Source organism: Micromonospora sp. BS32, assembly GCF_059089345.1.
Map to the genome: position 1 here is coordinate 495,836 of NZ_JBSSHR010000002.1, position 11,827 is coordinate 507,662.

The 11,827-nt window shown below is 74.4% G+C and carries 15 protein-coding genes; 4 read left to right on the plus strand and 11 right to left on the minus strand.

Going from position 1 to position 11,827, the window contains the following annotated elements:
• Window positions 1-169: 169 nt before the first annotated feature.
• On the minus strand, window positions 170-877 hold the full coding sequence (locus AC5RWQ_RS05075; protein WP_494281546.1) for a hypothetical protein: 708 nt from the start codon (window positions 875-877) through the stop codon (window positions 170-172).
• A gap of 128 nt (window positions 878-1,005) precedes the next feature.
• Here AC5RWQ_RS05075 and AC5RWQ_RS05080 point away from each other — a divergent pair, with 128 nt between their 5' ends.
• The 3 genes from AC5RWQ_RS05080 to AC5RWQ_RS05090 all read left to right on the plus strand — a co-directional run bounded on the left by AC5RWQ_RS05080 (window position 1,006) and on the right by AC5RWQ_RS05090 (window position 2,761).
• Window positions 1,006-1,434 (plus strand): OsmC family protein, encoded by a 429-nt coding sequence (locus AC5RWQ_RS05080; RefSeq protein WP_494281547.1) that lies wholly within the window; start codon window positions 1,006-1,008, stop codon window positions 1,432-1,434.
• A 180-nt stretch (window positions 1,435-1,614) separates the two neighbouring features.
• Window positions 1,615-1,959 (plus strand): metallopeptidase family protein, encoded by a 345-nt coding sequence (locus tag AC5RWQ_RS05085; protein ID WP_494281635.1) that lies wholly within the window; start codon window positions 1,615-1,617, stop codon window positions 1,957-1,959.
• A gap of 79 nt (window positions 1,960-2,038) precedes the next feature.
• Window positions 2,039-2,761, plus strand: a complete 723-nt coding sequence (locus AC5RWQ_RS05090) for an AIM24 family protein (RefSeq protein WP_334487769.1) — start codon at window positions 2,039-2,041, stop codon at window positions 2,759-2,761.
• 43 nt (window positions 2,762-2,804) lie between these two features.
• On the opposite strand, the gene pheA is transcribed toward AC5RWQ_RS05090, so the two are convergent.
• The 5 genes from pheA to AC5RWQ_RS05115 all read right to left on the minus strand — a co-directional run bounded on the left by pheA (window position 2,805) and on the right by AC5RWQ_RS05115 (window position 6,278).
• Window positions 2,805-3,761 (minus strand): prephenate dehydratase, encoded by a 957-nt coding sequence (gene pheA / locus AC5RWQ_RS05095; protein ID WP_494281548.1) that lies wholly within the window; start codon window positions 3,759-3,761, stop codon window positions 2,805-2,807.
• Window positions 3,762-3,771: 10 nt separating this feature from the next.
• On the minus strand, window positions 3,772-4,299 hold the full coding sequence (locus AC5RWQ_RS05100) for a hypothetical protein (protein WP_494281636.1): 528 nt from the start codon (window positions 4,297-4,299) through the stop codon (window positions 3,772-3,774).
• A gap of 140 nt (window positions 4,300-4,439) precedes the next feature.
• Complete coding sequence (locus tag AC5RWQ_RS05105; protein ID WP_494281549.1) at window positions 4,440-4,829, minus strand: ACT domain-containing protein; 390 nt, start codon at window positions 4,827-4,829, stop codon at window positions 4,440-4,442.
• Window positions 4,830-4,904: 75 nt separating this feature from the next.
• Window positions 4,905-5,363, minus strand: coding sequence for a hypothetical protein (locus AC5RWQ_RS05110; RefSeq protein WP_494281550.1), 459 nt, complete (start codon window positions 5,361-5,363; stop codon window positions 4,905-4,907).
• Between the two features lie 177 nt (window positions 5,364-5,540).
• Complete coding sequence (locus AC5RWQ_RS05115) at window positions 5,541-6,278, minus strand: hypothetical protein (RefSeq protein ID WP_334487757.1); 738 nt, start codon at window positions 6,276-6,278, stop codon at window positions 5,541-5,543.
• A gap of 163 nt (window positions 6,279-6,441) precedes the next feature.
• Between AC5RWQ_RS05115 and AC5RWQ_RS05120 the strand changes: the two genes are divergently transcribed.
• A complete protein-coding gene (locus tag AC5RWQ_RS05120) occupies window positions 6,442-7,686 on the plus strand; it encodes an arginine deiminase (RefSeq protein ID WP_494281551.1) in 1,245 nt (414 codons plus the stop codon).
• 39 nt (window positions 7,687-7,725) lie between these two features.
• Here the strand turns inward: AC5RWQ_RS05120 and AC5RWQ_RS05125 are convergent, their stop codons facing one another.
• The 5 genes from AC5RWQ_RS05125 to AC5RWQ_RS05145 all read right to left on the minus strand — a co-directional run bounded on the left by AC5RWQ_RS05125 (window position 7,726) and on the right by AC5RWQ_RS05145 (window position 11,810).
• The gene (locus tag AC5RWQ_RS05125) at window positions 7,726-8,610 is read right to left on the minus strand and encodes a DUF5926 family protein (RefSeq protein WP_494281552.1); all 885 of its coding nucleotides are present in this window, start codon (window positions 8,608-8,610) and stop codon (window positions 7,726-7,728) included.
• A 61-nt stretch (window positions 8,611-8,671) separates the two neighbouring features.
• On the minus strand, window positions 8,672-9,163 hold the full coding sequence (locus tag AC5RWQ_RS05130; protein ID WP_494281553.1) for an ATP-binding protein: 492 nt from the start codon (window positions 9,161-9,163) through the stop codon (window positions 8,672-8,674).
• Window positions 9,160-10,620 carry a PAS domain-containing sensor histidine kinase gene (locus AC5RWQ_RS05135; protein ID WP_494281554.1) on the minus strand — a complete coding sequence of 487 codons (1,461 nt, stop codon included), beginning with the start codon at window positions 10,618-10,620 and terminating at the stop codon, window positions 9,160-9,162. The genes AC5RWQ_RS05130 and AC5RWQ_RS05135 overlap by 4 nt, the downstream gene beginning before the upstream one ends.
• A gap of 52 nt (window positions 10,621-10,672) precedes the next feature.
• The gene (locus tag AC5RWQ_RS05140; RefSeq protein WP_494281555.1) at window positions 10,673-11,464 is read right to left on the minus strand and encodes a glycerophosphodiester phosphodiesterase; all 792 of its coding nucleotides are present in this window, start codon (window positions 11,462-11,464) and stop codon (window positions 10,673-10,675) included.
• Window positions 11,465-11,474: 10 nt separating this feature from the next.
• Window positions 11,475-11,810, minus strand: coding sequence for a rhodanese-like domain-containing protein (locus tag AC5RWQ_RS05145; RefSeq protein WP_494281556.1), 336 nt, complete (start codon window positions 11,808-11,810; stop codon window positions 11,475-11,477).
• Between the last annotated feature and the right edge of the window lie 17 nt (window positions 11,811-11,827).

The window sequence follows — 11,827 nt, forward strand, 5'->3', positions numbered from 1 at the left end:
GCCCGCCGCCGTCGCAGCCAACCGTTTCAGTCGTCGGTACGTCGACCCGGAGTGACGGCGGGCAGCAACCGTACCTCGCGGAACGGGTCGCAACCATGGCTTCCCGGCGAATCGGATACCAACGCGCGGTGACGGCGATCCGGCGTCACCGCGCCCTCCCGGAGGGCTCTCAGACCTCCGACCCGGGGCGGGCGAACGGCACGGTCGAGGTGACGGTGAGGTCGGTGGGGGCGGGCGGCCGGTCGTCCCGCTCGGCCCGGCGCGGCTTCTCCGGTGCCCCGTCCGGGTGGGCGTCCGGCCGGTCGGCCGACCCCCGGCCGGCCAGGTGCAGCGCGGCGGCGACCAGCAGCACGGCGGCGAAGGCGGTCACCAGGCCGCGCCCGTACTCCACCTGGAAGCCGTCCTCCGGGGAGTAGAACAGCGCCCGCTGGCCGGAGTCGTCGAGCGAGAAGGCGGTGGCGGTGAGCAGCGCCAGCTGGGCGCCCGCCAGGGCCAGGCCGGCCAGCCGAGCGTCGGGCCGGATCGCGGGCCGGCCGCGCAGGGCGAGCGTCACCGCCACGGCCAGCAGCAGCAACCCGACCAGGTACGCGACGCCGAAGCCGCCCACCTCGGCCACCCCGCCCGGCACCCGGACCGGGCTGCCGCCGTCGGGGCCGCCGTTCGGCACGGTCATCACCAGCCACTCGCCGACCAGCGACGCCGTCGTGGCGACCGCGGCCAGGGCGGCCAGCACCAGCGGCAGCCGGCGATCCCGACCCAGCCCGGCCAGAGTGTGGCCGGACCGGCCCGCGGGCGGGCGTTCCACCGCGCCCCACTCGACGACGGCGGTGCCGTCGGACCGGTCGTCCTGTCGCGGGATGGGGAGATCCTGGGACATCGGCCACCTTCCGCAGTCGCGGGCCTGCTCCGCATCATGGCACGACCCGGCCCCGGGACCGGCGAGTCGGGGCCGCGTCGTAGCGCCAGTCGGTCGCCGGCGGCTGCCGCATCGGTTAGCGTCGGGGCATGCCTATCCGTACCGCTTCCGCACGCTGGCAGGGCAACCTCACCGAGGGTGCCGGGACCGTCCGCACCGGCAAGGGCGGCCTCTCCGGCAACTACTCCTTCAAGTCGCGCTTCGAGGAGGGCGAGGGCACCAACCCCGAGGAGCTGATCGGCGCCGCGCACGCCGCCTGCTTCTCGATGGCCCTCTCCAAGCAGCTCGCCGACGCCGGCGCCACCGACTCGTCGGTGGAGACCACCGCCAAGGTGCACTTCGACAAGACCGAGGCGGGCATGTCCGTGACCCGGATCGACCTGGAGACGGTCGGCCAGGTTCCGGGAATGGACGAGGCCCAGTTCACCAAGCTGGCCGAGGCCGCCAAGGAGAACTGCCCGATCTCCCGGCTGCTCTCCCCCGGCGCCCAGATCTCCCTCTCCGCCCGCCTGGCCTGACCCACTCCGACGCCGCCCGCCCCCTCCGGGGTTCGGGCGGCGTCGCGCATCCCCGGCCTTCCCGCCGCACTTTCACGGAAAGAGTGGCTGTCGCACCCGCCGCGGCCACTCTTTCCGTGCACGTGCGCGGATCTTGGCGGGGGTGGGGGTGTGGCGGTGGGGGAGGATGGGGGTGTGGGCGTGGAGATGAGCCGGGAGCGGTTCGAGGAGCTCGTCGGGGAGGCCCTCGACGAGGTGCCCGAGGAGCTGCTCGGGCTGATGAGCAACGTGGTGATCCTGGTCGAGGAGGACCCGCCGCCCGGCGAGGACCTGCTCGGGCTCTACGAGGGGCACGCGCTGACCGCACGGGGCTGGGACTACTCCGGGGTGCTGCCGGACCGGATCCTCATCTACCGTCGCCCGATCCTGCGGATCTGCGACACCGAGGACGACGTGGTCGACGAGGTGGCGGTGACGGTGGTGCACGAGATCGCCCACCACTTCGGCATCGACGACGAGCGGCTGCACGCGCTCGGCTGGGGCTGACCGCCCCGCTCGGCCGATGGTCGCCGTTGCATGGGTCGCCTACCGTCGGGACAGCACACCCCGAATCAGGAGGAATTCCATGCGCAGCGCGCTGTTCTCCGCGGAGAACCTGGAGAAGGAGTCCGCCCAGCCCGGCATGCGGCTGCAGAACTCCAAGATGCTCAAGATCGAACTCAACGGCGAGGCGATGGCCCGGGTCGGCTCGATGGTGGCTTACCAGGGTCAGGTGCAGTTCCAGGCGCTCGGCTCGGGCGGCATCGGCAAGTTCATCAAGCAGCGCCTCACCGGCGAGGGCGTGCCGCTGATGAAGCTCTCCGGGCACGGCGATGTCTTTCTCGCCGACCTCAGCAAGGACGTGCACATCATCGACCTGGAGCCGGGAGACGCCCTCTCCATCAACGGGTCCAGCGTGCTGGCCTTCGACTCCACTCTGTCGTATGACATCAAGATGGTCGGCGGCGCCGGCATGGCCTCGTCGTCCGGGCTGTTCAACTGCGTCTTCAGCGGCCACGGCCGGATCGCCATCACCACCAAGGGCACCCCGGTGGTGTTGAACGTCGACGCCCCCACCTACGTCGACCCGCAGGCCGCGGTCTGCTGGTCGGCCAACCTGCAGACCGGCTACCACCGGGCGGAGCAGCTCGGCCTCGGCTCGCTGCTCGGCCGCACCACGGGTGAGGCGTTCACCATGAGCTTCGCCGGTCAGGGCTTCGTGGTGGTTCAGCCCTCGGAGGAGCCCCCGGTGCAGGGCAGCGGCGCCCAGCAGCAGCAGGGCGGCCTGCTCGGCGGCCTGCTCAGCTGACCCGTCCGACGGTGGGGCGCCCGGTTCGGGTGCCCCACCGTCGTCAGCTCAGCTCGCCGGCTCGCAGCCGGGCCAGCCAGGCCGCCGCGTCGGCGTAGTCGGCGTCGGAGAGTCCGGCCGGCGCCGGCACCGGCCGGTCACCCGCCCCGTCGGGCCAGCGGTGCCGGGGGTACGACCCGAGGAAGCGCACGTCCGCGCAGAGCCGGCGCAGCCCCTGCAACGCCTCGCCCATCCGGACGTCGGCGACGTGTCCGGCGCAGTCGAGGAAGAAGACGTACCGGCCCAGCGCCTCCCCGGTCGGGCGGGACTCGATCCGGCTCAGGTTGACCCCGCGGACGGCCAGCTCCATCAGCACCGAGAGCAGCGCGCCCACCCGGTCGTGGGCGATGTAGATCGCCAGCGAGGTGACGTCGTCCCCGGTCGGGGGCGGCGGGGGGCCCGGGCGGGACACCAGCGCGAAGCGGGTCACCGCGTCCGGATGGTCGGCGATCTTGTCGGCGAGCACCGCCAGCCGGTGCCGGGCCGCCCCGATCGGGGCGCAGATCGCCGCGTCGTACTCGCCGGCCGCCGCGCCCGCCGCCGCCGCGCCGTTGGAGAGCACGTCGACCACCACCGCGTCGGGGAGGTGGTCGCGCAGCCAGTTCCGGCACTGGGTGGACGCTTGCGGGTGGGCGGCCACGCTGTGGATCGCGCCGAGGCCGGTGCCCGGGCGGGCGCCGAGCACGAACTCCACCGGCAGGATCACCTCGCGGGTGATCACCAGTGGGTCCCCCTCGGCCAGCTCGTCCAGGGTCACCCCGACCGCGCCGCCGATCGAGTTCTCCAGCGGCACCAGCGCCGCGTCCGCCTCACCGGCCCGTACGCTCTCCAGCGCCTCGCCGACGCTGCGGGCGGGCGTACGGCTGCCGTGCTCGGCGGCGGGCACGGTGCGCAGCGCCTGCTCGGCGAAGGTGCCCTCGGGTCCGAGGTAGACGAAGCGGGTCGGCGGTGTTCCGGGCATGCCGACCAGCCTACGCACCGGGCAGCGGCTGGGTGCCGGCGTCGCAGGCCAACGTCCGGATGGCGGGCGGCGCGGTGGCCCGTACCTCGATCGAGCAGACGTCGGTTCCGGCGGTCACCAGCCGCAGCGCGTCGGGTCGGCCCTGGGTGACCACCTGGAGTTCCTCGTGACCGGTCACCGCGAGCATCGTGTACTGCCAGTCGTCGGCGCAGAGCGGCCCCTGGGTGGCCCGGACGGTCACGTCGCGGGGGAGCACCGAGTCGCGCAGCAGGCCGGTCACCCGGTCGGCGGAGGGCCGGCCCTGGCACGGCGCGGCGACCAGCCCCGGGGTGGCCGACAGCACGGGGGTGGCCGGCGGCAGCTCGGTCGGCAGCAGCCCGAGGGTCGGGGTGGCCGCCGGGGTGGCCGTGGGCAGGGTGGGCGTCGGGAGGCCGGTGGTCGGCGCGGGCGGCAGCGGCGGCACGGCGGTGCCCCGCTCGGGCGGGGCGCCGCAGGCGGCGAGCGGCAGGGCGGCGAGCAGCGCGCCGGTGCCGGCCAGCCGGCGGTACGGGATGCGCTGCGGTACGTCAGGCGGCACGGACCGCTCCTCGGGGGGAGCGCGCCTCGGGCATCGAGGCGCGTGGTTGCAGCCGGGGGTGGCCGAGCCCATCGTAGGAGGATCCGGCGGCGCGGTGAAGGTCAGCGCAGGACCCGGTGGCCAGCCCTCTCCAGCGCGGCCGTCGCCTCGGCGAGACGTACCGCCGGCACCAGCACGTGATCGGTGTCGTACGTGGAGAAGGCGACCACGCTGATCCGGGCGGCGGCGAGCGGGTCGACCAGCGCGGCGAGGGTGCCGGTGACGGCGAGGGCGAGCGGCTCCACCACCCGCAGGCAGCGCCAGTCGGTCTCCACGTCCGTGCCCACGGGCGTGCGGCCGGCGGGGCAGATGACGGAGATTCCCTCGGCCGTCCAGGCCACCGTCACCACCTCGGCGTCGCCCGGCTCGGCCCAGAGGGCGGGCGACAGCGGGGCGCCGGCCGCCAGCCGGCACACGGCGTACTCGCCCGGGAGCAGCGCGACATCGAGCATGAGGGCACCTTACGGTGTCGGCCTCGGCCGACCCCAGCGTCGCGGCGTGCGGCGCGTGCCACACTTCGCCCCAGGTCAGACCTCGGAGAAGAAGGTGAGCGAGCCGGCGACCTCGCCGTCGGTGAGCACCGGGGTGGAGATGGCGTCGACGGTGGCGTACGTGGTCTCGTCGCCGGCGGCCTGCACCCGGAGCAGCCCGCGGGCCAACCGGCCGGAGTGCAGCGCGAGCAGCGGTGGGATCTTGTCGGTCTCCTGCTCGGTCAGCTCGTGCCGGGCGGCGGTGAAGTCGAGCAGCCGCAGACCGCCCTCCAGCAGCGGCAGGCCGACCACGTCCTCGGGAGCGCCCAGGCAGAGCAGCTCGCAGCCGGACGCCGAGATGGCCACCACACTGGTCTCCGCGTCGATCAGCAGGCAGGGCTCGTCGGCGTGGGATACCGTCGCCGACCACCGCCCGACGTTGCCGGACCCCGGCCCTGTCGGCGTCCGCCCGGTTGGCGCGAACACTTCCGAGAGCGAGAGCTCGACGTGGGCCACCGCGCCTCCTATGTACACCGACGGTCTGTCCACGCTAGCCGGTCGTCGCGACGGCCGGCCGACCGCGCTGGAGCCACCGGCCGCCGGTGACGATTGGGGTGCCCTTTTGACCGGGCGGCCGGCGACGGCGCGGGCCGGCGGGGGTGACCCCAGGGCCGCGTGGCGTCGCCGGTGACGTTACCGGCGGGCGGCCGGCTTGTCAGCGGCCGTTCGGCCCTCGTCGTACCACCGGTAGTCGGCGGCGGACCGGTAGGTGCCGTTCCACCAGGTCTGCGGCTGCTGGGCGACTCGCGACAGCTTCTCGGCGGTGGCCGGGCTGATCCGGTTGCCCCCGGCGACGAGGAGCCGGTCGAGCTCCCGGTGGGTCGCCATGAGGCAGTCCTTGGGGAGGCCGTAGACGCTGATGACGCCGGAGCCGACGAAGGTCAGCACCGGCGACACCGGGATCGGCAGGCCGACCGCCTCGGAGAGCGCCTTGCTGGCCCGCTTGGCGTCCCGCCGGGCCTCGGCCACGTACGGCGGTCGTTTGCCGTTGATCTGGACCACGTCCCCGGCGACCAGCACCCGGGCGCGACCGTGGTCGGCGATGCTCACCGCGAAGAGCCCGCTCGGGCCGATGGCGAGGAACCCGGCCCGCTCGTCCTGGCCGTGGTCGCGGAGCACATCGGCGACGTCGGTGCGGGGCCACTCAATGACGTGCCAGGCGGGCCCCAGGTGGTCGAGCTGCCCGAGCGCGCGTGCGCCGGCGGCCTCCAGGCGCCGGGCGCCCCGCTCGGCGCGGCGGCGACGCGCCCACTCCAGTGGGGTGGGTCGGGCCGGCTCGAGCGCCGAGGAGGCGTCGGTTCGGGGATGCGGCACCGCCACGGGCGGCAGTGCCCGGGTCGGTACGGCTCGACGAGCGGGAAAGACAGTCATCGCGACCTCCGGCAAAAGGTCCCTCGAAGTTATGTCCCCACTACCCTACGTTGACAGTGCGGGGGTACGGCAAGTTGGAGCGCCGGAATGAGTGCGGATGAATGCCATATTCATCCACAGTTCTTCCGCTGAACACACTTCACATCTGCCCTACGCTGCGAGGGTGACCCACTACGTGGACAGCGAGGTCGGTCGGCTCGGCACCGTACTGCTGCACCGGCCGGGGCCCGAACTCGCCCGGCTCACCCCCCGCAACAACGACTCGTTGCTCTTCGACGCTATCCCATGGGTCGGCCGGGCACAGGAGGAGCATGACGCCTTCGCGGCGGAACTGCGGGCCCGCGGCGTGGAGGTGCTCTACCTCTCCACCCTGCTCGCCGAAACCCTCGCCGTCGCCGATGCCCGGGCCGAGCTGACCGAGGAGGTGCTCCGCTCCCCGCGCCTGGGCGACACGCTGCGCCGCCGGGTCGCCGACCACCTCGCCTACCTCGACCCCGCCGCCCTCGCCGACGTGTTCACCGCCGGGCTGGCCCACGAGGAGGTACGGGTCAGCGCCGAGCGCCCCGGCGGCCTGGTCTGGACGCTGATGGACCGGCACGACTTCGTCATCGACCCGCTGCCCAACCTGCTCTTCACCCGGGACTCGTCACTGTGGATCGGCGACCGGGTCGGGGTCACCAGCCTCGCCATGCCGGCCCGCCGGCGGGAGACCACGCTGACCGACGCGATCTACCGCCACCATCCGCGCTTCGCCGGCACCGAGTCCGTCTACCACCACGGGCTGGAGCACCTGGAGGGCGGCGACGTGCTGCTGCTCGCCCCCGGGGTGCTCGCCGTCGGGGTCGGCGAGCGGACCACGCCGGCCGGGGCGGAACGGCTGGCCCGGCAGGTCTTCGCCGCCGGGCTCGCGCACACCATCCTGGTGGTGCCGATCGCCCAGGAGCGGGCCACCATGCACCTGGACACCGTCTGCACCATGGTCGACGTCGACGCGGTGCTGATGTACCCGAACATCGCCAGCACCCTGTCGGCGTACACCGTGGTCGCCGGCCCGGACGGCGAGCCGCGGGTGGACGGCCCGGCGCCGTTCCTGCGCGCCGCCGCCGACGCGATGGACATCGACCAGCTCCGGGTGATCGACACCGGCCTGGACCCGGTCACCGCGGAACGCGAACAGTGGGACGACGGCAACAACACGCTCGCCCTGGCCCCCCGGCTCTGCGTCGGCTACGAACGCAACGTGGAGACCAACGCGCAGCTCGAACGGGCCGGCATCGAGGTCATCCCGATCGCCGGCTCCGAGCTCGGCTCCGGCCGTGGCGGCCCCCGCTGCATGTCCTGCCCGCTGACCCGGGAGCCGCTGCACCCCACCCCGCCGTCCGCACCCACCGCGTCGATCCAGGGGTGACCGTCGTCGGTCCCTCCGGATCGGCGGGCGGGGGACGGGTCAGCGGAGGGTGAGCTGGCGGCCGAGCAGGCCCTGGCGGGCGCGGCGGCCGGCGGCGTCCAGCGGGGCGGGCTCCGTCAGGGCGTCGGCGTAGCGCTTGGCGAAGCCGGCCACCGGCTCCTCCCAGTCGCCCGCCGGGACGTCCTCGGGAAGGTCCCAGACCGGCGCCAGCCGGCCGTGCGCCCGGAACATGCCGGCGAACTTCGTACCCTCGCCCAGGGTGAGGCTGCCGGCGGCGGAGAGCCGGGAGAGCGCGTCCAGCGCGGCGTCCTCGTCGTCGCCCAGCACCCAGCGCACGTGCGCCTTCTCCGGCACCTGGCACCAGTACGCGGCCTTGGCGGCGGCCAGCCGGACCGTCGGGTAGATCGCCGCGTTCGCCCGCTCCAGGGAGGCCTGGACGTTCGGATCGTTCGTCGCCCCCGGGTCGAGCCAGAAGTCGAACCCGTCGTGCATGGTGATCTCCAGCGGACCGTCCACCAGGATGTCCTGCAGGCGCGGGCCGGGGCCGGGCAGCGGCGGCACGGAGACCTGGCCGCCCGGCTCGGTACGCAGCGCGCTGAGCAGCGCGTCGGCCAGGTCACGGGAGACGTCCCCGGACTGCTGGTGGCGCTGGAGGCCGATGAAGACCCGCCCGTCCGGCTTGGTCATCGCCGGGGCGGCCATCGGCAGCACGGTGGCCAGGGTGACCGGGCGGTCGCCGTACTCCTCGACCAGTTCGGGGGTGAGTCGCAGCGGCGCGGAGGCGGCCGGTACGAGCTCGCGCAGGGCGATCCACTCCGGCTCGTCCACGAGCCCCTCGAAGGGACGGGGGACGAAGACGTCCCGGACCTTCTCCCGGCGGGGGGCGGCTTCGACGACGCGCTGGTTCTTTCGACGCTTGCTCACGGCGAGACAGCCTAGAGCCCGCGCGCCGGCAAGGTGGGCAGGACCCGCCCCGATCCCCCGGTCAGCCGGCCGGGACGAGGTCCGGTCGGGCCGTGCCGGCCGGGTCGAACTCCGCCCAGACGCTCTGGCCCAGGCCGTCCCGGTCGACGCCCCAGCGGCTGGCCAGGCCGGCGACGATGTGCAGGCCCCGGCCGTCGACGGCGTCCGGGCTGGCCGCCCGCAGCCGCGGCCCGGCCGCCGCGCCGCCGTCGGTCACCCGGACGGACACGCTCGGACCGGTGGGCGTGCTCCGCAGCCGCCAGGCCACCCGGACCACCCCGCCGGGCAGCGGGTCGGCGTGCCGGACCGCGTTGCCGACCAGCTCCGCCAGGACCGCCACCAGGTCCGCCAGCAGAACCGGGGGTACGACCTCGGCCAGCTCGTCGGCGAGCCGGTGCCGGGCCAGTCGCGCTCCGGTCGCGTGGTGGGGGACCACCACGCACCACGACCGCTCGACCGCTCCCGTCGACACCCCGCTCCCTCTCCCCGTACGCCCGTCGGCGCGGCGGGTCATCCCCGCGGCAGCCGCACCTCTGCGACCGTACCGCCACCGTTTCTCGGCCGGAGGGATACCCAGCCATTCTGCTGTTCAACGATCCGACGGACGAGATAGAGCCCCAGACCCGCCCCCGGGTAGCCGCGGCGGTCCCCGGACTCGCCCTGCCAGAACCGGTCGAAGGCCCGCTCGACGTGCTCGGGACGGATGCCGATGCCCCGGTCGCTGACCCGGAACGAGACGGTCTGCCCGTCGGTGCCGGCGGTGAGCTCGATCGGCGTGTCCGGGGGCGAGTACTTCCCGGCGTTGGTGACCAGTTCGGTCAGCACGGTGGCCATGCTGTGCCGGTCGCCGAGCGCCTTGGGCAGGTCGGCCGGCAGGTCGAGGACGAGTCGGTGGCGCAGGTCCGCCGGGAGGTCCGGCACCGTGGCGCGCAGCGCCTCGCCGAGGCCGAACGGGACGGTCGGGTCGCCGTCCGGGCGCCCGTCGGTGGCCGAGGTGAGCAGCCGGTCGACGAGCCGGGCCAACTCGTTGGCGCGCTGCCCGATCACCCGCGCGGCCAGCCGGCGGTCGTGCTCGGTCAACGACTCCCAGTGGTCGGTGAGGGTGTCCGCGTACCCCTTGATCACGGTGACCGGGGTGCGCAGCTCGTGGCTGGTGACCGCGACGAAGAGGTCGCGTTCGGAGTCGCGGCGCTGCTGGTCGGTGATGTCCCGGAAGGTCACCACGTGCAGCGTGCCGGGGCCGGGCAGCTCGCCGGAGGTGATCCGGAGCCAGCGGCCGTCGGGCAGCTGGTGGTCGAGCACCTGGCCGGACGGGGGGAGCGGGAACGGCAGCGGGTGGTTCAGCGCCTCGGCGGTGGAACGGCCGGTGACCTGGACGGCGGCCGGGTTCCAGAGCCGGACGTGGCCGTCCCGGTCCACCACGGCCAGCCCGTCGGCCAGCGCGGCGACCACCGGGCCGTCGCCGTGCACGGGCAGCCCGCTCTGGTCGCCGTACATGTGCGCGATGCAGGAGGCGAGGTAGCCGAGGGTGGTGTGCTGGACGGCGTCCTCGGACTCCTCGCCGTCCGGGTAGAGGGCGTGCAGGCTGCCGACGGTGAGCCCGCCGATCTCGGCGCGGGCCACCACCATCCGGCGCAGCCCGCGGGCGACCAGTTCGCCGGCGAGCGGGCCGGGCAGGTGGTCCACCCGGACCTGGCGGACGCGGGGGCCGGCGAGCAGGCAGATGGTGGCCGGGTCGGCGGCGGGCAGCGGCCGGCCGATGGTCCACTCGGCGGCGGCGCCGCTGGCGGCGATGACCCGGCCACCGGCCGGGCCGAACTCGACGAAGGCGAGGCTGGCCGCGCCGAGCGCCGCGCGGGCCACCCGGAGCAGCTCGGTGAGGACGGGCAGGGCCGCGTCACCGGAATTGATCATCTCGATCACCGTGGCGTGGCCGGTGATCAGGGCGGCGAGATCGGTACGCTCCGGCATGCCCCGAGTGTGCCCCGTCGACCGCTCCCCGGGCACCCCCGCCCCGGCGGGCTCACCGACCCAGCCGGGCCAGCGTCCGGGCCGGCCGATCGGTGATCACCCCGTCCACCCCGGCGGCGAGGACCAGTTCCAGATCCTCCGGTTCGTTGACCGTCCAGACGTACACCTGGTTGCCGGCGGCGCGCAGCGCGGGCACCAGCCGGGGGCGGGTCCGCACCAGGGCGATGCCGGGCCCGGCGATCCGGGCGCCGAACGGCAGCCGGCCGGGCCGCACCCAGGACGGCAGCACCTCCAGCAGCAGCACGGTGGGGAGCGCGGGTGCGAGTTCACGGATCCGGCGGACGGCCAGCGCGGAGAAGGACATGACGGTGACCCGGACCGGATCGTCCGGCCCGGGCTCGGCCAGCCCGTGCCGGCGCAGCAGGGTGACCAGCTTCCGCTCGACGTCGCCGCCGTAGCGGGACGGGTGCTTGGTCTCCACCAGCATCCGGACCGGCCGGCCGGCGGCCAGCACCGCCGCCAGCAGCCGCTCCAGGGTGAGCAGCCGGGTGTGCGACTCGTCCAGCGGTTCGGCCTCGTCGACGGCGAGGCGGCCCGGGTGCCAGGACCCGAAGTCGAGCGTCTCCAGCTCGGCCAGGGTACGGGCGCTGACCAGGCCGCGCCCGTTGCTGGTCCGGTCCAGCCGGCGGTCGTGCACGCAGACCAGGTGCCCGTCGCGGGTCAGCCGGACGTCGCACTCCAGCCCGTCGGCGCCCTCGTCGAGGGCCCGCAGGTACGCCGCGAGGGTGTGCTCCGGGAGGTCGGCCGACGCGCCGCGGTGCGCGAAGACCAGTGGCGTGCCCATCCGTCGTCGCTCAGATGATGCGGCCGGGCTGCCCGTCCCCGCCGACCACGGGCTTGCCGACGGCCTCCCACTGCCGCATGCCGCCGTCGACGTTGCGTACCTGCTCCCAGCCGTTGTTGAGCAGATAGCCGACCACCTGGGCGGACCGCCCGCCGGAGCGGCAGACCACGGCCACCTCACGGTCGGTGGGCACCTCGGCGAGCCGGCCCGGCAGCTGCATCATCGGCAGGTGGTGCGCACCGGGGGCGTGCCCCGCGGTCCACTCGTCGTCCTCCCGGACGTCGAGCAGGTAGATGTCGTCGTGGATCTCGGTCACGGGGACGCTGGGTACCTGGGGTCCGAACACGGGTACCAAGCCTAGAT